We start from the raw sequence: 26,323 nt of genomic DNA on the forward strand, positions 1-26,323 counted from the left end.
TTATTTTCGACCCATACTGCGAATCAGCCAGCGACCATGATGCGGTCGCTGGTTCCACGCCAGCGATGAGATCGTGTGCATCACCTTAAGATGATCCAGAATGCGCCTGATGTGCTGCTCCAGTACTGTGACCGGTCCCTCGTTGATATCTTCAATTCCCTGTAACAGATCGGTTTGCGAACTTTCGCCGTCATATTCAAGCCGCTGCTGGCAACGCTGCAGCGCAATTTCACACCATTGCAGATAGTGCTCCGCCAGCGTAGGCGGCAGCATGGTATGTTCGCGTGCCAGAATCGTCATGGCGTTGATGTGCTCAACGATAAACTGGCTGTGCGTGACCCATAAACGCATATCCTGTAAATAGCGTGCGTTAAACCCCGGCTCCTGCATCGCCTGATTTAGTGAGTTAAAGACTGCATTGTGGGCCTGATTAACGTTAACGCGCTGATAGGCGAGTACCTCGGGAGACTGTTCCGGACCAAGCAACATGCGTAACGCGTCCTGGAAAGCCTCAAGCACATCATGTGCGTTCTGTCGTAGCAGGGCACTTTGCCATTGCGGCCAAAGCCATAACGTTCCGCCAAACGCAATCAGGCAGCCCATCAGGGTATCCAGCAGGCGCGGCAGTAAGAATTGTGCGCCGTTAAGTGACAGAAGTTGCAGGGTATATACCGCGGTGACCGTGAACCCCACCATCGACCAGCCGTAAAACTGGCGGGTAAAGCGATAGCTGATAAAGGTAATCACCAGCATGATGCTCAACACCAGCGGTTCAGGGACATCCAGCCGCAGCGAGGCTGCCGCAATCACCAGCCCGGCAAAGGTGCCCAGCGCACGGTGCTGAATACGCACCCGTGTGGCGCTGTAGTTACTCTGGCTGACAAACATAATGGTCATCAGAATCCAGTAGGGTTTGGGAATCGAAAAGAACAGCGCCAGCCCGCTACCCAGCATCAGCATCACAGAAAAACGTCCGGCCGTGCGCAGGGCAGAAGAGCGCAGCGAGAGATAGCTTCTGAGTGCGGGCAGAAGCGGTAAACGGCGCTGGCGATCCGCCATCAAATCACGCTGATAAAGGGGCTTTTGTGTACGCAGTACCCGTGCGATGCGGCTGAAGTGATAAAGGCAAAAATTTCCTACCGGATTGTCCGGGTGCTGACGGGCGATTTTTTCCAGTGCCCCCAGCTGCTTGTCCATATCAAAGCGACTGGACAGTTGGTGGTACAGGATGTTGTCTGCCAGCTCACGTAAACGGGCGGAAATGGTTTTCGCATTCCAGCGAATCACGGCCTCAGCATGGCTTTGTTCTACCAGTTTTTGCACTTCTTCTGGCTGATGCAGGCTGACAGAAATGTGTTCCTGTAAATCCAGTGCGACCTGAAAAGCGCGGGTCAGTCGCTTATGACTGTGATCGCGGCTGGCGGACAGCATATGCATCTGCTGATAACAGGTGTTGATGAGGTCGATTGCTTTTTGTTGCCGCGCCAGCAACGGTGGTAGCGCCTTCTCCGGATCGGTAAGTTGCGTCAACAAGGTGTACTTGGCGTCACAATAGTTCGCCAGTTCGCGGTAAATCAGACTCAGGCTTTCACGCATTGGCTGCTCTTTCCACAGCCAAAACCAGAACCAGTTAAACAGGCCATACCACAGCGTACCGCCGATGTAGAGCAGGGGCGGTACGTAAATGGGCATGCGGCCAATCAGGCTGGTGGTAAATATCGCTGCGATCAGTGTGGCAGGGAGTAACCGTGCGTGCAGTGGGCTGATTTCACCTGTCACGCCCAGCAGCAAAGGCAGAGCGAAAAGAATAAGCGGTAAGGGCACGTCTTTAAACAGAAGCCACTGCATCAGTAAGCTACCCAGGGCAAACAGGCTGCCGCCGACAATCAGGCGTTTAAAGAAGCGTTTGTGGGGTGTATCCAGACCGGCAATATTGCAGCAGGCAGGCACCAATGAGAACAGCAATCCTTTTTGCAGATCGCCAAACAGCCAGCCGAGCGCGACGGGGAGACACAACACCAGTGTCTGGCGCAGGGCATAGTTAACTTCAGGGTGATAAATTATTCTTCGCCACATCGGCTCAACGCAAATAATTCACGGCATAACGTTGCCATTATGCCGTGAAGAATAAAGCTTAGCGCGTGCCGTAAACAACAATTGTTTTGCCGTGTGCGGAGATCAGATTCTGGTCTTCCAGCATCTTCAAAATACGTCCCACGGTTTCACGTGAACATCCCACGATTTGGCCAATTTCCTGACGCGTAATTTTAATTTGCATGCCGTCAGGATGCGTCATGGCATCCGGCTGTTTCGCCAGGTTGAGCAACGTCTGCGCAATGCGACCGGTGACATCAAGGAACGCGAGGTTGCCCACTTTTTCCGATGTGACCTGCAGACGGCGCGCCATTTGCGAGGAGAGGCGCATGAGGATGTCCGGATTCACCTGAATCAGCTGACGGAATTTTTTGTAGGAAATCTCTGCCACTTCGCACGCGGTTTTCGCACGTACCCAGGCGCTGCGCTCCTGACCTTCTTCGAACAGGCCAAGCTCACCAATAAAGTCGCCCTGATTCAGATAGGACAGAATCATCTCCTTGCCTTCTTCATCCTTAATCAGTACCGCAACGGAACCTTTAACGATGTAGTAAAGCGTTTCCGCCTTTTCACCTTGATGAATGAGCGTACTTTTGGATGGATACTTGTGAATATGGCAATGGGACAGGAACCATTCAAGTGTAGGGTCTGTTTGCGGTTTGCCGAGAACCATTCGCTATTATCCTCTGTTGTAATCGTGCCCAAAATACAGGGCTCTGTTTCCCTGCCAGGCGATGTAAGCGTTAAGCGTCTTTCCATTCAGGAAATTATTCGGGCTGCATTCGGCGCAGTGCGCATCATTCTTCCCGGCTTCGTCTTCGGATGACGAAAAATATTTTCAGCTCTGTTTGTAGCACAGCTTACGTCGACTGTCTTGTGTTGTCTCGCTTCAGCAAGATGGCGTTTTCTCTGGATTGCTGTTTCCCAGGCAAAAGCGTACGCTGAGCCAAAACAGGGTATTCTGAGGTCAAAATTATGCAGGCACGCGTCAAATGGGTTGAAGGGTTAACATTCCTGGGGGAATCATCGTCCGGCCATCAGGTACTGATGGATGGCAATTCTGGCGATAAAGCGCCGAGCCCTATGGAGATGGTGCTGATGGCGGCAGGGGGATGCAGCGCCATTGACGTTGTGTCAATTTTGCAAAAAGGCCGCAACGATGTGGTTGATTGCGAAGTGAAACTATCGTCTGAACGTCGGGAAGAAGCCCCCCGCATCTTTACCCATATCAATCTGCATTTTATCGTCAGCGGCAACGCACTTTCGGATAAAGCCGTGGCACGCGCTGTCGATCTGTCAGCGGAAAAATATTGCTCTGTCGCCATCATGTTAGGCAAAGGCGTCAACATTACCCACAGCTACGAAGTGATCGCGCTATAATCTCACAGAGGCCAGGCTGGCCTCTGTGGTTATTCAATCCGTTTCCCTTCCATGAGCCGTTTTACTAACGGCGCCATAATTAACTCCATCGCCAGTCCCATTTTGCCGCCGGGTACCACCAGCGTGTTGATATTGGAAATAAACGATCCCTGCAGCATGGCCAGCAGATAGGGAAAATCAATGTCTTCCAGCCCCTGAAAGTGGATAACCACAAAGCTTTCATCCAGCGAAGGGATGGTGCGCGCGGCAAAGGGATTAGAGGTATCCACCGTGGGGACGCGCTGAAAGTTAATATGGGTTCGTGAAAACTGCGGCGTAATGAAATTGATGTAATCTTCCATGGAACGCACTACCGAATCCATCACCGCTTCGCGTGAATGGCCACGCTCGCTGGTATCGCGCACCAGTTTCTGAATCCACTCCAGGTTGACGATGGGCACGACGCCGACCAGCAAATCGACTTTTTCCGCCACATTGTGTTGTGCAGTCACCACGCCGCCGTGCAAGCCTTCATAAAACAGCACATCCATATCCGGAGGTAACGGTTGCCAGGGCGTGAAGGTGCCGGGAACCTGGTTCCAGGGAACGGCTTCATCATAGGTGTGCAGATACTTACGCGACTGGCCCTTACCGTGTTCGCCGTATTCGATGAACGTTTGCTCCAGCAGGCCAAAATCATTCGCCTCCGGGCCAAAGTAGCTGATATGTCGCCCCAGATCGCGCGCTTTTCGGATAGCCATGTCCATTTCGGGTCGGGTAAAGCGGTGAAAACTGTCCCCTTCCAGTTCGGCAGCGTGCAAACCGAGTTGCTGAAAAATTTTACGGAACGCCAGGCTGGTGGTGGTGGTTCCCGCACCGCTGGAGCCCGTTACCGCGATAATCGGATGGCGTGCAGACATAGTTGAAGTCCCTGTGACGTCGGGCGATGAGCATTGTTAGCACGATTTTCCGTTCGTTGCATCAGCCACGAAACTCGCTTTTGCGCATGATGTTGACCGACTCGTGCAGTTCCGACCATACCAGAACGACCTCGCCGTGCTCCAGCTGACGACGCACATCGGCGACTTTTTCCGTCAGGCTGAGCTCCTGCTCGCCGTAATCCGTGCCTTCACGCAAAACAAACGCTTCGATAAGATTTTCAAGGGTTTCGGGAGAAACCTGTTCCCAGGGAATAATCACAGAGTCAGTTATCCAGATAAGAGGAAATCCACTGTGGCACGCGCTGCTCCAGCCACAACCGAGGCTGACGCAGGGTGCCACTGACGAAACCAACATGCCCACCCTGCTGTGTCAGCTGATAGGTAATAGTGGCAGATAATTGCGCAGGCTGCGGGATCACCTCATCGCTCATGAACGGGTCATCTTTTGCATGGATGATGAGCAGCGGTTTTGTCACGAACTTAAGGCGCGGCATAGCGCTGGCGCGACGGTAATAATCCGTGGCGTCGGCAAAACCATGCGCCCGGGCCGTGATCGCGTCGTCAAAGTCTCGCAGACGGCGCAGGGCGTTAAGCTGAATGAGGTTCACCGGCAACGTGTCGGGCCAGGCCCGCAGTTTACGCTGGGCATTCTTTTTTAACTGGCTTAACAGGTAACGCTGATAAACCTGTGAAAAGCCGCGCTCAAGTCGGGCGCTGCAGGGTTCCAGCATCAGGGGCGCAGACACAATCACGCCCGCGTCAATCAGGGCTTCATCACCTTGCTGGCCTAACAGGCAACCGAGCATATTCCCGCCCAGCGAGAAGCCGACAGCAGTTGTGGGCACCCGGCCCCAGCGCGTCGTCAGCCAGTGCAGGAAAAAACGCGCATCCTCGGTTTCACCGGAGTGGTATATCCGGTTCAGACGGTTCGGCTCACCGCTGCAGCCGCGAAAATGCATTACTACCGCCAGCCAGCCACGCTGTTTGCACTGCAGCATCAGGCCATGAATATAGGGACTGTGGAAACTTCCTTCCAGGCCATGAAACAGCACCACGCGCGGTTTATGCCGGGCAAACTGAGGATCTTCACTCCAGGCCAAATCAACAAAGTCACCGTCAGGTAAATCCAGCCGCTGCCAGTGTGGCGTTAACCTTTTCGTCCGCCGTATCAGCCGCGGCAGAATGGTTTGCAGGTGCGGGTTGCCCAGACCGGGCAGGGGAATGAACGCCGCGTCGTCAGGGCCCGAAAATTTCATGTTGTAAAGGCTTGTCTGTTCCATATCACACTGTTAGCTTCGATAAGTTTTCACTAAGGGAGGAGAACCCGGGTTAATGGAACTCAGTCTGTTTTTATCATTATTAGGCTTTCTTTGGGTCGCGGCGATTACACCCGGACCTAATAATATGTTACTCACCGCCTCGGGGGCCAATTTTGGTTTTTTGCGCACCCTCCCGTTGATGATCGGCATTATGATCGGCATGCAGCTAATGCTGCTGCTGGTAGCGTTTGGCGTGGGTGGATTGATACTGCTTTATCCCTCCCTGCATCTCATCCTGAAAATTGCCGGTAGCCTTTACCTGCTGTGGCTGGCCTGGAAGATTGCCACCGCAGCCTATGAGAAGCTGGAAACCGATGCGGCACCTGTCGCACCTATGCCGTTCTGGCAGGGAGGCTTATTACAACTGATCAACCCCAAAGCCTGGCTCATGGCGCTGGGTGCCGTCGCCAGTTTTAGTCTGGCCGGTGCGGGCTATCGCCATTCTGTCCTGTTAATCAGTCTTGGCATGGTTATGGTCAATCTGGTTGCAGGCGTTATCTGGATGGGCTTTGGCGCGATGATCGGCCGTATTTTACGTAGTCCCCGCGCCTGGAAACGCTTTAACCTGAGCATGGGGCTGTTAACGGCGGCCTGCGTATTGCTGATCTGGCACTGAGCTTAGCTGGATGCGCGCTCCAGGCGCGTCCAGGGCAACACTTCGCGAACAACCGGCGCGTGCGGCTGGCGAATTTTTTTCAGCAACAGCTGCACGCTGCGCGCGCCCAGTTGATACATGGGCTGTTCAATGGTGGTTAACGGTGGATTCAGGCTGCTGGTAAAGGGAATGCCGTCAAACCCCACGACGGCAAGGTCTTCCGGGACACGCAGGCCCGCCTCCAGCGCTGCATGCACCACGCCAACCGCCAGCACATCAGACACGGCAAATACCGCATCCGGCGGCTCCGCTAAACGCAACAATTCCTGCAATGCCCGACTGCCTTCTTCGCAGGTAATGCCTTCGGTATAGACGACATTCGTCCAGTCTGACCCCGATTGCGCAACGCCTTCTCGATAGCCTTGTTCGCGATATTGAGAATAGAGATAACGCATATCGCCATTCACCAGTGCAATGCGCTTACGGCCCCGGCCGGCCAGATAATGGACGGTATCACGTGCGGCGTCCAGATGATCGATGGAGACGGACGAGGCCGCAATCTCGGGATCAAACTCACAACACTGAATCCAGGGCGCATCACCGATAATATCGATCAGGCTTTGCAGCCCGGCGGCGGCATCCATCGTAATCACGCCGTCCACCACCTTGCCGGTCAGTAAGGTCAGGTAGGCCGACTCACGTTTAAACTGTGAGGCCGAATTGCACAGCAGAATATGGTAGCCGTGCATTTCTGCTTCAGCTTCGATGCCCTGAACAACTCGGGAGCAAAAAGGGTTCGTGATATCGGAGATCAGGACCAGCAGCATATGACTCTGCGAGGTTCGCAACTGACGCGCCAGCAGGTTTGGCTGATAGCCGCTTGTGGCAATGGCATCCAGCACTTTCTGTCGCGTATCTGCTTTTACCCCAGGATGCGCGTTAAGCACGCGGGATACCGTGGCTTTAGACACGCCAGCTAACAGGGCAACTTTGTCGATCGACATCGAACTCGCAAGCCTCACCGGGGAGCAAATAATAGCGCATATCAATAGCACAACCAGGATGTGAGCGCCTGACAAATTTATGGCTTTTTGTCTGAAATTTAATTTGCGTATAACGGCAATCTATTGCAGATGATGATCTAAGAATTTCTTTCTATTAGGGATAACTTTTAATTCCTTTATGAAATTACTTCTGCCAGCAACACTGCCCACATCATAAAAATGATGGGGAAAAATCATGCAAAAAGGGCGACTCACGATTCTGGCGGCGGTCCTGTCAGTGCTGGCGTTTCAGGCCAACGCGGTCAACGTAACGGTGGCTTATCAGACCTCCGCTGAACCCGCTAAGGTGGCGCAGGCGGATAATACGTTTGCCAAAGAGAGCGGTGCGACGGTCGAATGGCGCAAATTCGATAGCGGATCAGGCGTGCTTCGTGCGCTGGCATCAGGCGATGTCCAGATTGGCAATATTGGTTCCAGCCCACTGGCCGTTGCGGCAACGCAGCAACTCCCCATCGAAGCCTTTTTACTGGCTTCTCAGTTAGGCAATTCTGAAGCGCTGGTCGTGAAGAAAACAATCACCCGTCCCCAGGACCTGATCGGCAAGCGGATCGCCGTGCCCTTTATTTCGACCACCCATTACAGCTTGTTAGCGGCATTAAAACACTGGGGGATTAAGCCGTCTCAGGTTCAACTGGTCAATCTGCAACCGCCTGCGATTGTGGCGGCCTGGCAACGCGGGGACATTGACGGTGCTTACGTTTGGGCACCTGCGGTGAATGAACTGGAGAAAGATGGCACCGTTTTAACGGATTCGTCGCAGGTCGGGCGCTGGGGCGCACCGACACTTGATGTCTGGGTGGTACGCAAAGACTTCGCGCAGCAGCATCCGGATATCGTGACCGCCTTTGCCCGTAGCGCTATTGAGGCGCAGAAAGCCTACCTGGACCATCCCGAACAGTGGCTTAAACAGCCTGATAACCTCAGTAAACTTTCGCGCTTAAGCGGCGTGCCCGAGCAACAAATTCCTGGACTGGTTAAGGGCAACACCTATCTGACCGCCGCCCAGCAGGTGGCGCAACTGCAGCAGCCGGTGAACAAAGCCATCGTGGACACGGCGCAATTCCTGAAAGAACAGGGCAAGGTGCCGCAGGCCGGTAATGATTACAGCGCCTTTGTCACGAGTCGTTTTGTTGCGCCCCTGGTCAAGCCCTGAGGACATCGTCATGTTGCGAATAGCCCATCTGAACGCGAGCTATGGCGGACAGCCGGTATTACAGGACATCTCACTGTGCGTGGAGGATAACGCGCTGGTCGTTGTGCTGGGACCGTCAGGCTGTGGCAAAACCACGTTGCTGAACCTGATCGCCGGGTTTTTACCGGTCGAGTCCGGCAGTATTTCTCTGGACGGCAAGGCGATTCAGGAGCCAGGCGCCGATCGCGGCGTGGTGTTTCAGCATGAAGGCCTGCTGCCCTGGCGGAATGTGCTGGATAACGTCGCTTTCGGATTACAGATTGCCGGTATGGCGCGCCAGCCGCGTGAAGCCCTTGCACGGCAGATGATAAAAAATGTTGGGCTGGAAGGCGCTGAAAAGCGGCATATCTGGCAGTTATCTGGCGGACAGCGTCAACGCGTTGGCATCGCCCGCGCGCTTGCTGCCGATCCCCGCCTGTTACTGCTCGATGAACCGTTTGGCGCACTTGATGCGTTTACCCGTGAACAAATGCAGACCTTGCTGTTAAGGCTGTGGCAGGACAGCGGTAAACAGATCCTGCTGATTACGCATGACATTGAAGAAGCCATTTTTCTGGCGAGCGAGCTGGTGCTGCTCTCTCCGGGGCCCGGTCGGGTACAGGAAACGCTGACGCTGAATTTTGGCCAGCGTTTCGTGGACGGCGAACCCTGCCGCAGCATCAAGTCTGATCCCGATTTCATCGCCCAACGGGAATATGTGCTGAACCGGGTATTTGCACAACGGGAGGCATTTGCATGAGTGCGATCATTAACGATGTGCCGACCCGCGCCCGGCTTCGTCGCCTGCGCTGGCCTTTCTCCCTGACGGCCACGCTGAGCACAGTGAGCCTGCTTGTGCTGTTGTTCATCTGGTGGAGCGTGACCACACTGGGGCTCATTGCGCCGCTGTTTCTGCCGTCGCCGCAGCAGGTGCTGAGTAAGTTACTGAGCGTTGCCGGTCCGCAGGGGTTTATGGACGCGACGTTGTGGCAGCACCTGTCAGCCAGCCTGACGCGCATGCTGATTGCGCTCAGCGCGGCGGCATTAACAGCCATTCCGGCGGGCATTGCGATGGGCGTCAGCCCGGTTTTACGTGCCCTGATCGATCCCCTGATTGAGCTCTATCGGCCCGTGCCACCGCTGGCGTATTTACCGTTGATGGTCATTTGGTTCGGTATTGGTGAAACATCGAAAATACTGCTGATCACGCTGGCGATTTTTGCCCCGATAGTGCTGTCGACTGTGGCCGGTGTTCGCAACGCACAGCAGGTTCGTCTGCGCGCCGCGGCATCGTTGGGGGCGAATCGCTGGCAACGGCTGCGCTGGGTCATCCTGCCGGGTGCCTTGCCAGAGATACTGACCGGCTTACGCATTGGATTAGGTGTGGGCTGGTCAACGCTGGTGGCCGCCGAGCTCATTGCTGCCACGCGTGGGCTGGGCTTTATGGTGCAGTCGGCAGGGGAATTTCTGGCAACGGATGTGGTGCTGGCAGGGATCGCGGTGATTGCCATTGTGGCATGTAGTTTAGAACTGGGTCTGCGTGCGCTACAGCGCCGTCTGACGCCCTGGAACGGAGAGCAAAAATGAACGAAAAGTTAGCGATTACGCCTCTGGGCCCCTTTATCGGCGCGCAGGTCGGCAACCTTGATGTCTCGCGTCCACTCAGTGACGCGCAGTTTGAGCAGCTCTATCACGCCTTGCTGCGTCATCAGGTACTGTTTTTACGTGATCAGGTGATCACGCCCGAGCAGCATCGTGCGCTGGCCATTCGCTTTGGCGATCTTCATATCCATCCGGTTTATCCGCATGCGCCGGGCGTGGAAGAGATCATTGTCCTGGATACGCATCAGGATAATCCTCCGGATAATGATAACTGGCACACCGATGTGACGTTCATTCAGACGCCTCCGGCTGTGGCGCTGCTGGCGTCCAAAGTCTTGCCGGAGGCGGGTGGGGATACGTTATGGACCAGCGGTATTGCGGCGTATGAGGCGCTGTCTGCTCCCTTCAAAACCTTGCTGTCTGAACTCTATGCGGAGCACGATTTTACAAAGTCGTTTCCGGAATATAAACACCGTAAGACAGAAGAGGAACACCAGCGCTGGCAGCAGGCTGCGGCGAAAAACCCACCTGTGCAGCATCCTGTTATCCGGACGCATCCGGTTAGTGGGAAAAAAGCGTTGTTCGTCAATGAGGGTTTTACAACCCGAATTCTGACGCTGAGTCAGAAAGAGAGCGATGCATTACTGGGCTTTTTGTTTGCGCATAGCACGAAACCGGAGTTTCAGGTGCGCTGGCGCTGGCAGCCTAATGACCTGGCGATTTGGGACAATCGCGTCACTCAGCACTACGCCAGTGCCGATTACTATCCGGCCCGAAGAGTGATGCAGCGCGCCACGGTATTAGGCGATAAGCCTTACTGAACCGTACCGCGAGTACACCGGTACGGTTGTGACGAAAGGTGATGCCGCCTCTGTCAGGAGGCGAGCATCGCTTCCAGTTTTTCCTGCGCGTCCAGCCAGGCCATTTCCACCTCTTCCAGCGCCGATTTACTCTCAGCCTGTTTTTGCAGGGCAGCCGTTAAATCAGCCTTGCGGCTGTGTTCGTACAGCGCGCTGTCTGCCAGCAGGTGTTCGGCGTCGGCCAGTTGGGCTTGCCACTTCGCCATCTGTTTTTCTAACTTCTCGATTTCTTTGCGCAAGGGCTGGGTCTGCGTTCGCAGCTCGGCTTCACGACGCTTTTGATCCTTACGGGCCTGAGCACTGTTACCATTGTCCTGTTTAGGCGCGGCCTCATTTTGCGTTTGCTGTTTTTGCAGGTCGCTCAGCCACTGCTGATAATCTTCCAGATCGCCCGGGAACACATCAACGCTGCCATCATGCACCAGATAGAGGTCATCGGTGGTGGCACGTAACAGATGGCGATCGTGCGATACGACAACCAGTGCGCCTTCAAAATCAATCAACGCCTCAGTCAATGCCTGACGCATGTCCAAATCGAGGTGGTTGGTGGGTTCATCCAGTAACAGCAGGTTGGGGCGCTGCCAGACAATCAGCGCCAGCACCAGCCGCGCTTTTTCGCCGCCAGAGAAGCGTTCGGTTACCTCTGTGACTTTATCGCCCTGAAAGCCAAAGCCGCCCAGATAATCCCGTAACTGCTGCTCGAGCACTTTCGGCGCAAGCCGTGAAAGATGTTGTAAAGGCGACTCATCGGCGCGCAGGAACTCCAGCTGATGCTGAGCGAAGTAACCCAGCTTGATCCCTTTCGCCAGGCCAATTTCGCCCGCTTTGGCGGCGAGTTCGCCCGCCAGCAGCTTAATCAGCGTTGACTTGCCGGCACCGTTGCGACCCAGCAGGCCAATGCGCGATCCCGGCACCAGGTTAAGTTTAATGGCGTTCAGAATAATGCGATCGCCATAGCCCGCGGTGACTTTATCCATTTTCAGCAGCGGATTCGGCAGGCTTTCGGGTGCGCGGAAGCTGAAGCTAAACGGATTATCCACATGGGCTGGCGCAATCAGCTCCATCCGTTCCAGCATCTTAATACGGCTTTGCGCCTGTTTGGCTTTGGTGGCCTGTGCACGGAAACGATCGATATATTTTTGCAGGTGCGCCACTTTTTCCTGCTGACTCTGGTATAACGCCTGCTGCTGGGCCAGTTTCGCGCCGCGCTGGCGTTCGAAGGAACTGTAGTTACCGGTGTACTCGGTCATCGTCTGCTGTTCGATGTGGATAATTTTGTCCACCACCGGATCGAGAAAATCGCGATCGTGCGAGATCAGAATCAGCGTACCCTCATAGCTTTTTAGCCAGCGTTCCAGCCAGATCACGGCGTCCAGATCGAGGTGGTTCGTCGGTTCATCGAGTAACAACAGGTCCGATCGACACAGCAGTGCCTGGGCCAGGTTAAGACGCATGCGCCAGCCCCCCGAAAAATCACTGACCGGGCGCTGAAGCTGTTCCTGACTGAATCCGAGCCCGTGCAGCAGGCTTGAGGCGCGCGACTGAATCGTCCAGGCCTGAATGGTATCGAGCTTACCGTGAATCAGGGCGATGGCATTTCCGTCATTTCTGATGTTGGCCTCTGCCAGTTCTGCTTCAAGATGGCGGTATTCACGGTCGCCATCGATGACATAGTCAAGGGCGGCCTGGCTGAGGGCAGGCGTTTCCTGATTCACCCAGGCAAGCGACCAGTTACCGGGAAAGGTAAACGATCCCGCATCGCTGGTGATCTCACCTTTCAGCAACGACAGCAGGGTGGATTTTCCACAGCCGTTTTTACCCACCAGCCCGACTTTTTGGCCGGGATTGATGGTGGCGGTAGCGTTGTCGAGCAGGACGCGAACACCGCGGCGAATTTGTAGGGCAGAAAAGACAATCATAAGCGCCGTATCGTCAGAATATGTTAATTTACGTGCAACATAATTGGGTTTTTGTTGCGTTGTGCATGGTAGCGGAAATCCGCACCAATGACGACGCTTTGGAGGGAAAGGATGTCGCAGCCACCTAAGATTTTGCTGCTTTTTGCTCATCCGGAAGCGCAGGATTCCATCGCAAATCGTATTTTGCTGGACGCGGCCAGGCCCCTTGAGCATGTTACCGTTCATGACCTCTATGCCGCCTATCCGGATTTTTTTATCGATATCCACCATGAGCAACAGCTACTGCGTGAGCATGATGTGATTATTTTTCAACATCCTCTCTATACCTACAGCTGCCCGGCGTTACTTAAAGAGTGGTTAGATCGCGTGTTGTCCCGGGGTTTTGCTAACGGCATAGACGGAAACGCATTAGAAGGAAAGTACTGGCGCAGTATCGTCACAACCGGCGAACCTGAAACGGCCTTTCAGCAGCACGGACTGAACCGCTATTCCATGAATGACATTTTGCGACCTTTTGAGCTGACCGCACAGATGTGCCGTATGCACTGGATGTCGCCGATGATTATTTACTGGGCGCGCCGTCAGCAACCTGATTTACTCAAAAAATATGCCCGTGCCTATAGCGACTGGCTGGCAGCACCGCTGCCGAATGGAGGGTTATAAATGGAAGGACAAACGCTGCTGACCGCAGGAGTCATCTATCTCTTTGCGGCGGTGCTGATTGTACCGGTAGCGGCTCGCCTGGGGATTGGCGCAGTATTGGGGTACTTACTGGCCGGTATTGCCATTGGTCCGTGGGGACTGGGATTTATTAGTGACGTCGACGAGATTCTGCACTTTTCTGAACTGGGCGTTGTCTTTCTGATGTTTATCATCGGGTTGGAACTGAACCCGGCAAAGTTGTGGGCGCTGCGCCGTTCTATCTTTGGTATCGGTGCCGCGCAGGTCATTTTCTCCGCCGCCATTCTTGGCGCATTGCTGTGGCTGACAAACTTTGACTGGCGCGCGGCGGTAATCGGCGGGATCGGTCTGGCCATGTCATCAACGGCGATGGCCTTGCAGCTGATGCGGGACAAGGGCATGAACCGCAGCGAAGCGGGCCAGCTAGGGTTTTCGGTGCTGCTGTTTCAGGATCTGGCTGTTATTCCGGCGTTGGCACTGATTCCGCTTCTGGCCGGGAATGACAGCGGCAGCGTCGACTGGATGAAAGTGGGCATGAAGGTCCTGGCGTTTGCCGGCATGCTCGTCGGGGGCCGCTATTTACTGCGCCCCATTTTTCGCTACATCGCGGCCTCAGGCGTGCGTGAAGTATTTACCGCCGCCTCGCTGCTGCTGGTATTGGGCTCCGCGTTGTTTATGGATGCGCTGGGGTTATCCATGGCGTTAGGCACCTTTATCGCCGGGATTCTGCTGGCGGAAAGTGAATACCGTCATGAGCTGGAAGTGGCGATCGAGCCGTTCAAAGGCTTACTGCTGGGGCTGTTTTTTATCTCGGTGGGCATGGCGCTGAACCTCGGGGTGCTTTATACCCACATTATCGCCATTTTACTGGGCGTACTGACGCTGGTGTCGGTCAAGTTACTGGTGCTGTATGTGCTGGCTCGAATCTATGGCTTACGCAGCTCTGAACGTCAGCAGTTTGCCGGCGTGTTGAGTCAGGGCGGCGAGTTTGCTTTTGTACTGTTCTCGGCGGCCTCGTCAGCCAGACTGTTCTCGGGCGACCAACTGCCGCTGCTGCTGGTTACCGTGACGCTGTCCATGATGACCACGCCGCTGCTTATGCAGGCAATTGATCGGCTGTTGGCGCGTCGCTTTAATGAAAGCGATGAAGACACTGAAAAACCCTTCGTTGAGGACGATCAGCCGCAGGTCATTGTGGTGGGCTTCGGACGTTTTGGTCAGGTAGTGGGCCGTTTGCTGATGGCAAACAATAAGCGCATCACCGTACTGGAGCGTGATATTAGTGCGGTCAACCTGATGCGCAAGTACGGCTACAAGGTTTACTATGGTGATGCAACGGAGCTGGAACTGCTGCGAGCGGCGGGTGCGGCTGATGCGCAGTCAATCGTCATTACCTGCAGCAATCCGGAAGATGCGATGACGATTGTGCATCTCTGCCAGCAACATTTTCCGCATTTGCAGATTATGGCGCGTGCCCGTGGTCGTGTGGAAGCCCACGAACTGCTGCAGGCGGGCGTGACGCAGTTCTCACGCGAAACTTTTTCCAGTGCGCTGGAACTGGGGCGTAAAACGCTTATGTCGCTGGGAATGCATCCTCATCAGGCTCATCGGGCACAGCAACACTTCCGCCGGCTGGATATGCGTATGTTGCGGGAGCTGATGCCTGTCCACTCTGATATGGCGCAGATTTCCCGTGTCCGCGAGGCGCGACGTGAACTGGAAGACATTTTTCAGCGTGAAATGCAGCATGAACGACGTCAGTTCCATGACTGGGATGACGATCAGTAATCAAAAGACACAGGTAGAACAGCATGCGTAAACGCTTTATTGCTGGTGCGGTATGTCCGCATTGTCAGGAAAAAGACACGCTGGCCATGTGGCGTGAAAACAATGTCGATGTCGTCGAGTGTGTGAAGTGCGGCCATCAAATGCGGGAAGCCGATAAACAGGCACGCGATCAGGTTCGCAGTAACGAGCAAGTGATCGGAATTTTCCATCCCGAGTAGCGAAATGGCCTAGCTTTTTTTAAGCTTAAGCACACAGCGGGATTGAATTCCGTTACAATTGACGCCATTAACGCTGAAGTCGCAAGAGCAAAAGAGTGCCTCTTGTACTCAGCCCCGAACCTTTCTGGTTGGTGTTATTGCACGCAAGAATAGACCAATGAGACGGGATCTTAGTTCTCAACGGTTAGGAGATATCATGAAAGTAGCAAAAGACCTGGTGGTAAGCCTGGCCTATCAGGTACGTACAGAAGACGGTGTGTTGGTTGACGAGTCACCGGTGAGTGCACCGTTAGACTATCTGCACGGTCATGGTTCCCTGATTTCTGGTCTGGAAAATGCGCTGGAAAACCACGTCGCGGGCGATAAGTTTGACGTGCATATCCCGGCAAATGACGCGTACGGTCAGTACGATGACAACCTGGTACAGCGCGTACCAAAAGACGTTTTTATGGGCGTTGACGAATTACAGGTTGGCATGCGTTTCCTGGCGGAAACCGATCAGGGTCCGGTGCCGGTTGAAATCACCGAAGTGGAAGACGACCATGTTGTGGTTGACGGTAACCACATGCTGGCGGGTCAGAACCTGAACTTTAACGTTGAGGTGGTTGCGATTCGTGAAGCCACACCGGAAGAGCTGGCACACGGCCATGTTCACGGTGCAGATGGTCATCACCACGACCATGACCATGACCATGACCACGGTAAAGGTGGTTGCGGAACGGGCGGTTGTGGCTGCAGCCACTAAGTCCGACGCGGTAGTGCAGGGCCACCTTCGGGTGGCCTTACTTTTTGCGGCATTTTATTGTCAGCAGACCTCGGCAGAGCGGGCCTGCCGACAGTCAGCCTGGCCTGTCACGGATGGATCAGTAATGCGGCGGCGGGGTTTCTTCTGAAGCATCGGCAATCATCGACGGCGCGCTGGCTTTAAACTTCTCAAGTAACAGGCGCATATGTTCGCGCATCTTACTCATTTCAAGTTCATGCTGAACGACGGTATTGTTCAGTTGATCGATAGTGATCTCCTGAAAGGCCAGCTTACTTTCAAGCGCTTCAATACGTTGTTCCCACTCTGACTGTTGCATGATCTTTTCTCCTGTTAAGGGGTTACTCAGCGCATGATTCTAAAGGCTGGCGTTGCAGAATTGCCCTATTTATTCGCTTTTATTTGGCGTTTAGCTTGAAAAAGGGTCAGATGACATCATCTCTGGTGAAACTTCCTGATGCAAAAAAGGTCGGAAGTAGACCAGATAATTACGTTGTGGGAGTGTTCGTCACTGCCACGTAAAGTTATAGTGTGGGCCCTCAGTCCGCAATGATTCCCGAGGTGAGAGGCTTCGGTTTTGGAGAAAGGATGAAATCACTGTTTAAAGTCACATTGTTAGCTACCACCATGGCCGTCGCGCTGAATGCTCCGCTGGCAATGGCTGCAGAAACAGCAGCAGCTCCGGCCGCTGCCGATGCTCCACAGTCTGCTCCTCAGGCTCCAAAAAATGCCGCCTTCAAAAATGAAGATCAGCAATCTGCATACGCTTTGGGTGCGTCACTGGGCCGTTATATGGACAACTCCCTGAAAGAACAGGAGAAGTTGGGCATCAAGCTGGACAAGCAGCAACTGATTGCCGGTGTTCAGGACGCGTTTGGCGGCAAGAGCAAGCTGTCTGACGAAGAAATCGAGCAAACCCTGCAGGCGTTCGAAGCCCGCGTGAAAGGCGCGGCGTCAGCCAAGATGGAAAAAGACGCAAAAGAAAATGCCGAGAAGGGTGAAGCTTACAGCGCTAAGTTTGCTAAAGAGAGCGGCGTGAAGAAGACCGAAAGTGGTCTGCTGTATAAGGTTGAGAAAGAAGGGACCGGTGAGGCACCAAAAGACAGCGATACAGTCGTTGTAAACTACAAAGGTACGCTGATCGACGGCACCGAGTTTGATAACTCTTACACGCGCGGTGAGCCCCTGTCTTTCCGTCTTGACGGCGTGATTCCAGGCTGGACTGAAGGCCTGAAGCACGTTAAGAAAGGCGGTAAGATCAAGCTGGTTATCCCACCAAACCTGGCGTACGGTAAAAACGGTGTTCCGGGCATCCCGGCTAACTCCACGCTGGTGTTTGACGTTGAGCTGCTTGATATCAAACCGGCACCAAAAGCGGATGTAAAAACGCAGGCACCTGCTGCTGACGCGAAGAAATCCCAGTAATCTGTCTGCCGCCACCTTCGGGTGGCGGTTTCTCTTTATGACAAACCTCTGGCATAACCCCGCGACATTTGCCAGACTATCGCCTGCATAACTATCCCAATATTGAGTCTGCCCGTAGCCGCTGTGACAGGCTCCAGCCATGTAGGGTGATGTCTTCAATGTCTAATCCATTCAATCCCGGTGAACTGAGCGACTTCGATCTTCTGGAGCAGCATCCGTTCGAGCAAACTGATTACGATATTTTAAAATCGTATGAGGCCGTTGTAGATGGTCTTGCCATGTTGATCGGCTCGCATTGTGAAATCGTCCTTCACTCACTGGAAGATTTAAACTGTTCGGCCGTGCGTATTGCTAACGGCGAGCATACAGGGCGTAAAGTGGGCTCGCCCATCACGGATTTAGCCTTGCGCATGCTGCATGATATGCAGGGTGCAGACAGCAACGTCTCCCGCGCTTATTTTACCCGCGCGAAAAGTGGTGTGCTGATGAAGTCCGTCACGATTGCGATTCGTAATCGCCAGCAGCGGGTGATTGGCTTGCTGTGTATCAACATGAACCTCGACGTTCCGTTTTCACAGATCATGTCGACGTTTCTGCCGCCAGAGATGCAGCAGGTCGATTCCAATGTGAACTTTGCCAGTTCGGTCGATGACCTGGTCATGCAGACGCTGGAATTTACGATTGAAGAAGTGAGCGCCGACCGTAACGTCTCGAATAATGCCAAGAACCGTCAGATCGTATTGAATCTGTATGAAAAAGGGATTTTCGATATCAAAGACGCCATCAATCAGGTCGCCGAGCGCTTAAATATTTCCAAACATACCGTGTACCTGTACATCCGCCAGTTTAAAAACGGTGACTTTCAGGGGCAGGATCGTTAATGCGCTATGCGCTTCTTGTCACCGGTCCGGCCTATGGTACGCAGCAGGCGACCAGCGCCCTGCTGTTTGCCAACGCGCTGCTGGCAGCGGGACACCAGCTGGAAAGCGTCTTTTTTTATCGGGAAGGCGTGCTGAACGCCAATCAGCTTAGCGCGCCCGCCAGTGACGAATTCGATCTTGTTCGTGCCTGGCAGTCGCTTCATCAGGCGCATGGGGTGGCGCTGAACATTTGCGTGGCGGCCGCACTCCGGCGCGGCGTAACGGATGCGCAGGAAGCCTCACGGCTTGCGCTGCCGGGCGTGAATCTTCAGCCCGGTTTTACCCTGGCCGGCTTAGGCGCGCTGGCGGAAGCGGCGCTGCGTTGCGAGCGGATGGTGCAGTTCTGATGAAGCGTGTCGCGTTTGTATTCACCCGAGCCCCACATGGCAGCAGTGCGGGACGTGAAGGGTTAGATGCGGTGCTGGCCACCGGCGCGTTGAGTGACGATATCGGCCTTTTTTTTATTGGAGATGGCGTTCTGCAGCTTAACAGTGAGCAACAGCCGGAAAATATTCACAGCCGGCATTATGCCGCTACCTTCGGCGTGCTGGCGCTGTATGATATCGACCAGTGTTATCTGTGCAGGGCGTCGCTGCAGTCGCGCGGTTTAGCGGAAAATGCGCCACGCATTCTGGATGCCGAAATTTTAGATGCGTCGGCCCTGCGGCAAAAACTCGCAGGCTATGACCGTATTTTGACTTTTTAAGAGCACCTAATGCTGCATACGTTATTTCACTCACCGACTTACAGCGACATCGAAAGCCTGACCCGACTGCTTATGCCGGAAGATGACCTGCTCTTGCTGCAGGATGGCGTACTGGCGGCGATTGAGGGCAGCAGGGCGCTGGAACAGCTTCGCGCCTCAGGGGCGAAGCTCTGGGCACTGGAAGATGACCTGAATGCCCGGGGGCTGAGCACGCAAATTTCCCCTGTTGTGCAGTCTGTGGACTATACTTTTTTCGTTGCGCTAACGGTAAAACATCAACAACAAATGGCCTGGTAATGCATTGGCCCCCTGGTTATTTCTTGACACCTTTTTGACACAGCCCTAAAATTCTGCCTCCTCGTAATTCTACGAGGTGATTTATTACGTGTTTACGAAGCAAAAAGCTAAATCCCAGGAGCTATTTAATGGCAACAGTTAACCAGCTGGTTCGCAAACCACGCGTCCGCAAAGTTGCAAAGAGCAACGTGCCGGCGCTGGAAGCTTGCCCGCAGAAACGTGGCGTTTGTACCCGTGTGTACACCACCACTCCTAAAAAACCAAACTCAGCACTGCGTAAAGTTTGCCGTGTGCGTTTGACTAACGGTTTTGAAGTCACCTCCTACATCGGTGGTGAAGGTCACAACCTGCAGGAACACTCCGTGATCCTGATCCGTGGCGGTCGTGTTAAAGACCTGCCAGGTGTGCGTTACCACACCGTTCGTGGCGCGCTGGACTGCTCAGGTGTTAAAGACCGTAAGCAGTCACGCTCCAAGTACGGCGTGAAGAAGCCAAAGGCTTAATGGTTCTCCGTTAAGTAAGGCCAAACGTTTTAACTTAAATGTCAAACTAAACTCGTAGAGTTTTGGACAATCCTGAATTAACAACGGAGTATTTCCATGCCACGTCGTCGCGTCATTGGTCAGCGTAAAATTCTGCCGGATCCTAAGTTCGGATCAGAGCTGCTGGCTAAATTTGTAAATATCCTGATGGTAGATGGTAAAAAATCTACTGCTGAATCTATCGTCTATACCGCACTTGAGACCCTGGCTCAACGTGCTGGTAAAGATGGCCTGGAAGCTTTTGAGGTTGCTCTCGAAAACGTGCGTCCGACTGTCGAAGTTAAGTCACGTCGCGTTGGTGGTTCAACCTATCAGGTTCCAGTTGAAGTCCGTCCGGTTCGTCGTAATGCCCTGGCAATGCGTTGGATCGTAGAAGCTGCTCGTAAACGCGGTGATAAATCTATGGCTTTACGCCTGGCGAACGAACTTTCTGACGCTGCAGAAAACAAAGGTACTGCAGTTAAGAAACGTGAAGACGTTCACCGTATGGCTGAAGCCAACAAGGCGTTCGCTCACTACCGCTGGTAACAGCTGCGTAGTTGTTGTTAAACCAGCGGGCGCTCAAACAGCCAACCCGCTGGGGTCGACTAACTTTGAACGTCCTAAAAACCGAGGAATAAAATGGCTCGTACAACACCCATTGCGCGCTACCGTAATATCGGTATCAGCGCACACATCGACGCCGGTAAAACCACTACTACCGAGCGTATCCTGTTCTACACCGGTGTTAACCACAAAATCGGTGAAGTGCATGATGGCGCAGCGACCATGGACTGGATGGCACAGGAGCAGGAACGTGGTATTACCATCACGTCTGCTGCAACGACCGCGTTCTGGTCAGGTATGGCTAAGCAGTTTGAGCCACACCGCATCAACATCATCGACACCCCGGGACACGTTGACTTCACCATCGAAGTAGAACGTTCCATGCGTGTGCTCGATGGCGCAGTAATGGTTTACTGTGCTGTAGGTGGTGTTCAGCCACAGTCTGAGACCGTATGGCGTCAGGCTAACAAATATAAAGTTCCACGCATTGCGTTCGTTAACAAAATGGACCGCATGGGTGCAAACTTCCTGAAAGTAGTTGGTCAGATCGAATCTCGTCTGGGCGCGACTCCGGTTCCGCTGCAGATCGCTATCGGCGCTGAAGAAAACTTCACCGGCGTTGTTGACCTGATCAAAATGAAAGCCATCAACTGGAACGACCAGGATGCGGGCGTGACCTTCGATTACGAAGAGATCCCAGCTAACCTGCAAGAACTGGCTGAAGAATGGCGCGGCAAGCTGATCGAAGCTGCAGCAGAAGCCTCTGAAGAGCTGATGGAGAAATTCTTCAGCGGTGAAGAGCTGACTGAAGAAGAGATCAAAAAAGCGCTGCGTCAGCGCGTGCTGAAAAACGAAATCATCCTGGTGACCTGTGGTTCTGCATTTAAGAACAAAGGTGTTCAGGCAATGCTGGATGCGGTTGTTGAGTATCTGCCAGCCCCGACCGACGTACCGGCAATCAACGGTATGCTGGACGATGGTAAAGATACCCCAGCTGAGCGTCACGCAAGTGATGAAGAGCCGTTCTCTGCTCTGGCGTTTAAGATCGCAACTGACCCATTCGTGGGTAACCTGACGTTCTTCCGCGTTTACTCTGGTGTAGTTAACTCAGGCGATACCGTTCTGAACTCCGTGAAATCTGCACGTGAGCGTTTCGGTCGTATCGTTCAGATGCACGCTAACAAACGTGAAGAAATCAGCGAAGTTCGCGCAGGTGACATCGCCGCTGCGATCGGCCTGAAAGACGTTATCACTGGTGATACCCTGTGTGATCCAAACGCGCCAATCATTCTGGAGCGTATGGAATTCCCTGAGCCGGTAATTTCTATCGCCGTTGAGCCGAAAACCAAAGCTGACCAGGAAAAAATGGGTCTGGCTCTGGGTCGTCTGGCGAAAGAAGACCCGTCATTCCGCGTATGGACTGACGAAGAGTCTAACCAGACTATCATCGCTGGTATGGGTGAACTTCACCTCGATATCATCGTTGACCGTATGAAGCGTGAATTCAACGTTGAAGCGAACGTGGGTAAACCACAGGTTGCTTACCGTGAAGCTATCCGCTCTAAAGTTACCGGTATCGAAGGTAAACACGCCAAGCAGTCTGGTGGTCGTGGTCAGTACGGTCATGTTGTTATCGACATGTACCCGCTGGAGCCAGGTTCGAACCCGAAAGGTTACGAATTTGTCAACGATATCAAAGGTGGTGTAATTCCTGGCGAATTCATCCCAGCCGTTGATAAAGGTATCCAGGAGCAGTTGAAATCAGGCCCACTGGCAGGTTATCCGGTTGTGGATCTGGGTGTTCGTCTGCACTTCGGTTCTTACCATGACGTTGACTCCTCTGAACTGGCGTTTAAACTGGCCGCGTCTATTGCCTTTAAAGATGGCTTTAAGAAAGCGCAGCCTGTTCTGCTTGAGCCTATCATGAAGGTTGAAGTTGAAACCCCAGAAGAGAACACCGGTGACGTAATCGGTGACCTTAGCCGTCGTCGTGGTATGCTCAAAGGGCAGGAATCTAACGCTACTGGCGTTCAGATCCACGCTGAAGTTCCACTGTCTGAAATGTTCGGATATGCAACTCAGCTGCGCTCTCTGACCAAAGGTCGTGCTTCGTACTCCATGGAGTTCCTGAAGTATGACGACGCACCGAACAACGTTGCGCAGGCCGTTATTGAAGCTCGTAGCAAATAAGCTACGGTTTAAATTTGAACTGATGCCTTCATCCCGGGTGATGAAGGCATAACGTAAGGAATATCGCCATGGCGAAAGAGCAATTTCAACGTAACAAACTGCACGTAAACGTGGGCACCATCGGTCACGTTGACCACGGTAAAACCACCCTGACTGCAGCAATCACCACCGTTCTGGCTAAAACCAACGGCGGCCAGGCGCGTGCGTTCGACCAGATCGACAGCACCCCTGAAGAAAAAGCACGTGGTATCACCATCAACACTGCACACGTTGAGTATGAAACCCCGTCTCGCCACTATGCACACGTTGACTGCCCGGGCCACGCCGACTATGTGAAAAACATGATCACCGGTGCTGCGCAGATGGACGGCGCGATCCTGGTTGTTGCTGCGACTGACGGCCCAATGCCGCAGACCCGTGAGCACATCCTGCTGGGTCGTCAGGTAGGCGTTCCTTACATCATCGTGTTCCTGAACAAGTGTGACATGGTTGATGACGAAGAGCTGCTGGAGCTGGTTGAGATGGAAGTCCGTGACCTGCTGTCACAGTACGACTTCCCGGGCGACGACACCCCAATCGTTCGCGGTTCAGCACTGAAAGCGCTGGAAGGCAACCCAGAGTGGGAAGAGAAGATCGTTGAGCTGGCTAACCACCTGGACAACTACATCCCGGATCCGGTTCGTGCTATCGACATGCCGTTCCTGCTGCCAATCGAAGACGTATTCTCAATCTCTGGCCGTGGTACTGTAGTAACCGGTCGTGTTGAGCGCGGTGTTGTTAAAGTCGGCGACGAAGTTGAAATCGTGGGTATCAAAGATACGGCGAAATCAACCTGTACCGGTGTTGAAATGTTCCGCAAACTGCTGGACCAGGGTCAGGCAGGCGAAAACTGTGGTGTTCTGCTGCGCGGTATCAAGCGTGAAGACATCCAGCGTGGTCAGGTTCTGGCGAAGCCAGGCACCATCAAGCCACACACCAAGTTCGAGTCAGAAGTTTACGTTCTGTCTAAAGACGAAGGTGGCCGCCATACTCCGTTCTTCAAGGGCTACCGTCCACAGTTCTACTTCCGTACCACTGACGTGACCGGTTCAGTAGAGCTGCCAGAAGGCGTTGAAATGGTTATGCCAGGCGACAACATCAAAATGGTTGTTACCCTGATCCACCCAATCGCAATGGACGAAGGTCTGCGCTTCGCAATCCGCGAAGGTGGCCGTACCGTTGGCGCGGGCGTTGTTGCTAAAGTTATCGCTTAATTGTGATCTCTGATGTGGCCACATGAGTGGCCACTGCAAAATAAAAAGAGCACTTCGGTGCTCTTTTTTTATGCCTGTCATTTAATCACGCAGGCTTTCTCCTCACAAAAGGTAGGTTTGAAATAAAAACGATTCGCATTTACACTGTGCGCACGAAATAGACCGGGTGATGAATAAATGTACGTCTGTCTGTGTAATGCCATCAGTGACAAAACGCTCCGTGAAGTCGTGCGCCGTTATCAGCCCAAATCTATCCAGCAGTTGCGCCAAATCGTGCCCGTGGGAAAGCAATGTGGAAAATGTATTCGGGATGCCCGCACGATTATGGATGAAGAGATGCAGCACGCTCCGCAATATAAAGAAATCGCGTAAACGCACACACACCACCGACTTGATAATACCCACAATTTTCATCGCGTTTTTTTGACTTCTTTTTAACCGCATCTACGCTCAAATAAACATGAGCGGAGGAAGCGAAATGAAGGGCGATGCGAAAATCATAAGTCATCTCAATAAATTGTTGGGGAATGAACTGGTTGCAATAAACCAGTACTTCTTACATGCACGGATGTTCAAAAACTGGGGACTGATGCGTCTTAACGACGTTGAGTACCATGAGTCTATAGATGAAATGAAGCATGCGGATAAATACATCGAACGTATTCTGTTTCTTGAAGGCATTCCTAATCTGCAGGATCTGGGACGACTCAGGATTGGAGAAGATGTCGGGGAGATGTTGCAGTCCGATCTCAATCTTGAACTCGAAGGCGCAAAAGACCTGCGTGAAGCCATCGCCTATGCGGATAAAGTTCATGATTACGTAAGCCGCGATATGATGATCGCCATCCTCGAAGATGAGGAGCACCATATCGACTGGATTGAAACTGAGCTTGATCTTATTAGTAAGATGGGCATCCAGAATTACCTGCAGGCGCAAATCAAAGAAGAGTAAGGCTTTGACTAATGATAATTCCCCAGCCTGCGACGGCCAGGAAAGGGCCAAAGGGAAGCGGGCTGTTCAGGTACCACGCCCGGTTCCTTATCCGCAGCGCGCCGAAAGCGATCAAGGCTGTCGTACAGGCGGTCAGGGCAATGAAGGGCAGGGCCTGCCAACCACACCATGCGCCCAGTGCGGCAAACAGTTTAATATCCCCACAACCTAATCCCTTCCGCCGCGTAACCTGTTGAAAAATTCCGGCAAGCAACCAAAGTGAACCATAGCCAAACATGACGCCACCGATGGCCGAACTGACCGTGAGTGGCTGAAAGAACATGAAACGTGAAAGACCCAGCCACAGGAGCGCGTGGGTGAGAACATCTGGCAGCAGGAAGTGGCGCTGGTCGATGGCCGCAAGGACGAGGAGCAAACAGGAAGCCAGAAGCGGAAACAGCGCATGAATGAGATTGTCGTAAAACAGGTAAGCCAGCAACAGGCAGAGCAGGGCGCCTGTCAGCTCAAACAGTACGGGCAGCAAACCGACCGGATGCGAACAAAACCGACAGTGCCCCCGCAACCACAGCCAGCTTATCAGCGGAACGCTGTCGTGCCACAGGATCGTGCGGCGACAGTAACTACAGTGGGAAGGCGGCGTCCACAATGACTGAAGCCAGCGACGTGGTGAAGCGGACGTATGAAAACGTTGACAGGCCAGGGCGAGAAAGCTGCCAAGCGCGCCGCCTGACAGGGAGACAGCAACGATGATGAGCAACACGATGACCTCCGGTTAACCTGATGTGATGACTGAGTCTGTCTGAACGCGTCCTCTGCGTCGCGGATAAGAAAAAGAGAATGGAAAACCGCGCCCAGAAAAAAAAGGGCGAAGACATCCGTCCTGCAGGGCTTCTGTGCAGACGTGCACAAAAGCGTTAAACACAGTTTTCTGTGGCAAATGTGCATCGTGGGTTGCTTCCTGAGCAAATCTACGTATAATGCGCGGGCCTGCCGATATTGGCAGGCGCGATTCGAGCTGAATCGCAGACGGCAGTTTGTTGGGCCGTCTGACAATACTCCCAACTGTGGAGTTATATGCTGAACGATTACACTCTCCCATCAATCGTAATGGGTTCGAG

General features: G+C 53.5%; 30 protein-coding genes. 21 read left to right on the forward strand and 9 right to left on the reverse strand.

Annotated features, from left to right (window positions below):
- Complete coding sequence (locus C1N58_RS19270; RefSeq protein WP_394564422.1) at window positions 1-2,076, reverse strand: YccS/YhfK family putative transporter; 2,076 nt, start codon at window positions 2,074-2,076, stop codon at window positions 1-3.
- Window positions 2,077-2,134: 58 nt separating this feature from the next.
- Window positions 2,135-2,767, reverse strand: a complete 633-nt coding sequence (gene crp / locus C1N58_RS19275; protein WP_000242758.1) for a cAMP-activated global transcriptional regulator CRP — start codon at window positions 2,765-2,767, stop codon at window positions 2,135-2,137.
- Window positions 2,768-3,069: 302 nt separating this feature from the next.
- On the opposite strand from crp, the gene C1N58_RS19280 reads away from it, so the two are divergent.
- On the forward strand, window positions 3,070-3,474 hold the full coding sequence (locus C1N58_RS19280) for an OsmC family protein (protein WP_033741554.1): 405 nt from the start codon (window positions 3,070-3,072) through the stop codon (window positions 3,472-3,474).
- Between the two features lie 29 nt (window positions 3,475-3,503).
- Here C1N58_RS19280 and C1N58_RS19285 read toward each other — a convergent pair whose 3' ends face one another.
- The 3 genes from C1N58_RS19285 to C1N58_RS19295 all read right to left on the reverse strand — a co-directional run bounded on the left by C1N58_RS19285 (window position 3,504) and on the right by C1N58_RS19295 (window position 5,674).
- Window positions 3,504-4,373, reverse strand: a complete 870-nt coding sequence (locus C1N58_RS19285; protein ID WP_394550238.1) for a phosphoribulokinase — start codon at window positions 4,371-4,373, stop codon at window positions 3,504-3,506.
- A 61-nt stretch (window positions 4,374-4,434) separates the two neighbouring features.
- Complete coding sequence (locus C1N58_RS19290; RefSeq protein WP_006120556.1) at window positions 4,435-4,653, reverse strand: YheU family protein; 219 nt, start codon at window positions 4,651-4,653, stop codon at window positions 4,435-4,437.
- 4 nt (window positions 4,654-4,657) lie between these two features.
- Window positions 4,658-5,674 carry a hydrolase gene (locus C1N58_RS19295; protein WP_006120557.1) on the reverse strand — a complete coding sequence of 339 codons (1,017 nt, stop codon included), beginning with the start codon at window positions 5,672-5,674 and terminating at the stop codon, window positions 4,658-4,660.
- Between the two features lie 52 nt (window positions 5,675-5,726).
- Here C1N58_RS19295 and C1N58_RS19300 point away from each other — a divergent pair, with 52 nt between their 5' ends.
- A complete protein-coding gene (locus tag C1N58_RS19300) occupies window positions 5,727-6,329 on the forward strand; it encodes a LysE family translocator (protein WP_033741549.1) in 603 nt (200 codons plus the stop codon).
- 2 nt (window positions 6,330-6,331) lie between these two features.
- Here the strand turns inward: C1N58_RS19300 and C1N58_RS19305 are convergent, their stop codons facing one another.
- Entirely contained in the window at window positions 6,332-7,312 is a 981-nt protein-coding gene (locus C1N58_RS19305) for a LacI family DNA-binding transcriptional regulator (protein WP_006120559.1), read from the reverse strand.
- Between the two features lie 235 nt (window positions 7,313-7,547).
- Between C1N58_RS19305 and tauA the strand changes: the two genes are divergently transcribed.
- The 4 genes from tauA to tauD are packed head-to-tail and all read left to right on the forward strand — an operon-like array spanning window position 7,548 to window position 10,966.
- Entirely contained in the window at window positions 7,548-8,525 is a 978-nt protein-coding gene (gene tauA, locus C1N58_RS19310; RefSeq protein ID WP_033741547.1) for a taurine ABC transporter substrate-binding protein, read from the forward strand.
- Between the two features lie 10 nt (window positions 8,526-8,535).
- Entirely contained in the window at window positions 8,536-9,303 is a 768-nt protein-coding gene (gene tauB / locus C1N58_RS19315; protein WP_394564423.1) for a taurine ABC transporter ATP-binding subunit, read from the forward strand.
- On the forward strand, window positions 9,300-10,130 hold the full coding sequence (gene tauC / locus C1N58_RS19320) for a taurine ABC transporter permease TauC (protein ID WP_394564424.1): 831 nt from the start codon (window positions 9,300-9,302) through the stop codon (window positions 10,128-10,130). Before tauB ends, tauC begins: the two co-directional genes overlap by 4 nt.
- Window positions 10,127-10,966: a taurine dioxygenase gene (tauD, locus tag C1N58_RS19325; protein WP_394564425.1), complete on the forward strand. Its 840-nt coding sequence runs from the start codon at window positions 10,127-10,129 to the stop codon at window positions 10,964-10,966. The genes tauC and tauD overlap by 4 nt, the downstream gene beginning before the upstream one ends.
- Before the next feature lie 53 nt (window positions 10,967-11,019).
- Here the strand turns inward: tauD and C1N58_RS19330 are convergent, their stop codons facing one another.
- The gene (locus C1N58_RS19330) at window positions 11,020-12,924 is read right to left on the reverse strand and encodes an ABC transporter ATP-binding protein (RefSeq protein WP_058701411.1); all 1,905 of its coding nucleotides are present in this window, start codon (window positions 12,922-12,924) and stop codon (window positions 11,020-11,022) included.
- A gap of 111 nt (window positions 12,925-13,035) precedes the next feature.
- On the opposite strand from C1N58_RS19330, the gene kefG reads away from it, so the two are divergent.
- From kefG to slyD, 4 genes are all read left to right on the forward strand, one after another.
- A complete protein-coding gene (gene kefG / locus C1N58_RS19335; RefSeq protein ID WP_006120565.1) occupies window positions 13,036-13,587 on the forward strand; it encodes a glutathione-regulated potassium-efflux system ancillary protein KefG in 552 nt (183 codons plus the stop codon).
- Entirely contained in the window at window positions 13,588-15,393 is a 1,806-nt protein-coding gene (kefB, locus tag C1N58_RS19340) for a glutathione-regulated potassium-efflux system protein KefB (RefSeq protein WP_006120566.1), read from the forward strand.
- A 23-nt stretch (window positions 15,394-15,416) separates the two neighbouring features.
- Complete coding sequence (locus tag C1N58_RS19345; RefSeq protein WP_006120567.1) at window positions 15,417-15,611, forward strand: YheV family putative zinc ribbon protein; 195 nt, start codon at window positions 15,417-15,419, stop codon at window positions 15,609-15,611.
- A 196-nt stretch (window positions 15,612-15,807) separates the two neighbouring features.
- Window positions 15,808-16,356 (forward strand): peptidylprolyl isomerase, encoded by a 549-nt coding sequence (slyD, locus tag C1N58_RS19350; RefSeq protein WP_006120568.1) that lies wholly within the window; start codon window positions 15,808-15,810, stop codon window positions 16,354-16,356.
- Window positions 16,357-16,474: 118 nt separating this feature from the next.
- On the opposite strand, the gene C1N58_RS19355 is transcribed toward slyD, so the two are convergent.
- Window positions 16,475-16,693 carry a protein SlyX gene (locus C1N58_RS19355; protein ID WP_006120569.1) on the reverse strand — a complete coding sequence of 73 codons (219 nt, stop codon included), beginning with the start codon at window positions 16,691-16,693 and terminating at the stop codon, window positions 16,475-16,477.
- A gap of 269 nt (window positions 16,694-16,962) precedes the next feature.
- Here C1N58_RS19355 and fkpA point away from each other — a divergent pair, with 269 nt between their 5' ends.
- The 11 genes from fkpA to bfr all read left to right on the forward strand — a co-directional run bounded on the left by fkpA (window position 16,963) and on the right by bfr (window position 25,205).
- A complete protein-coding gene (gene fkpA / locus C1N58_RS19360; RefSeq protein ID WP_394564426.1) occupies window positions 16,963-17,799 on the forward strand; it encodes an FKBP-type peptidyl-prolyl cis-trans isomerase in 837 nt (278 codons plus the stop codon).
- 158 nt (window positions 17,800-17,957) lie between these two features.
- Complete coding sequence (locus tag C1N58_RS19365; RefSeq protein WP_054632986.1) at window positions 17,958-18,680, forward strand: helix-turn-helix transcriptional regulator; 723 nt, start codon at window positions 17,958-17,960, stop codon at window positions 18,678-18,680.
- Window positions 18,680-19,066, forward strand: coding sequence for a sulfurtransferase complex subunit TusD (gene tusD / locus C1N58_RS19370; RefSeq protein ID WP_282498263.1), 387 nt, complete (start codon window positions 18,680-18,682; stop codon window positions 19,064-19,066). The genes C1N58_RS19365 and tusD overlap by 1 nt, the downstream gene beginning before the upstream one ends.
- Window positions 19,066-19,425 (forward strand): sulfurtransferase complex subunit TusC, encoded by a 360-nt coding sequence (gene tusC, locus C1N58_RS19375; RefSeq protein ID WP_033741534.1) that lies wholly within the window; start codon window positions 19,066-19,068, stop codon window positions 19,423-19,425. Before tusD ends, tusC begins: the two co-directional genes overlap by 1 nt.
- Window positions 19,426-19,434: 9 nt before the next feature.
- Window positions 19,435-19,722, forward strand: coding sequence for a sulfurtransferase complex subunit TusB (gene tusB / locus C1N58_RS19380; protein WP_033741532.1), 288 nt, complete (start codon window positions 19,435-19,437; stop codon window positions 19,720-19,722).
- Window positions 19,723-19,850: 128 nt separating this feature from the next.
- Window positions 19,851-20,225, forward strand: a complete 375-nt coding sequence (gene rpsL, locus C1N58_RS19385; RefSeq protein ID WP_006120575.1) for a 30S ribosomal protein S12 — start codon at window positions 19,851-19,853, stop codon at window positions 20,223-20,225.
- A gap of 96 nt (window positions 20,226-20,321) precedes the next feature.
- Window positions 20,322-20,792 (forward strand): 30S ribosomal protein S7, encoded by a 471-nt coding sequence (rpsG, locus tag C1N58_RS19390; RefSeq protein ID WP_006120576.1) that lies wholly within the window; start codon window positions 20,322-20,324, stop codon window positions 20,790-20,792.
- 93 nt (window positions 20,793-20,885) lie between these two features.
- On the forward strand, window positions 20,886-23,000 hold the full coding sequence (fusA, locus tag C1N58_RS19395) for an elongation factor G (RefSeq protein ID WP_006120577.1): 2,115 nt from the start codon (window positions 20,886-20,888) through the stop codon (window positions 22,998-23,000).
- 68 nt (window positions 23,001-23,068) lie between these two features.
- On the forward strand, window positions 23,069-24,253 hold the full coding sequence (tuf, locus tag C1N58_RS19400) for an elongation factor Tu (protein WP_006120578.1): 1,185 nt from the start codon (window positions 23,069-23,071) through the stop codon (window positions 24,251-24,253).
- A gap of 177 nt (window positions 24,254-24,430) precedes the next feature.
- Window positions 24,431-24,625 carry a bacterioferritin-associated ferredoxin gene (gene bfd / locus C1N58_RS19405; RefSeq protein WP_394564427.1) on the forward strand — a complete coding sequence of 65 codons (195 nt, stop codon included), beginning with the start codon at window positions 24,431-24,433 and terminating at the stop codon, window positions 24,623-24,625.
- A gap of 106 nt (window positions 24,626-24,731) precedes the next feature.
- Window positions 24,732-25,205, forward strand: coding sequence for a bacterioferritin (gene bfr, locus C1N58_RS19410; RefSeq protein WP_006120580.1), 474 nt, complete (start codon window positions 24,732-24,734; stop codon window positions 25,203-25,205).
- Here bfr and C1N58_RS19415 read toward each other — a convergent pair.
- On the reverse strand, window positions 25,192-25,965 hold the full coding sequence (locus C1N58_RS19415; RefSeq protein WP_394564428.1) for a prepilin peptidase: 774 nt from the start codon (window positions 25,963-25,965) through the stop codon (window positions 25,192-25,194). The two genes, bfr and C1N58_RS19415, sit on opposite strands and share 14 nt — an antisense overlap.
- Between the last annotated feature and the right edge of the window lie 358 nt (window positions 25,966-26,323).

The organism is Pantoea sp. SGAir0180 (assembly GCF_043546245.1).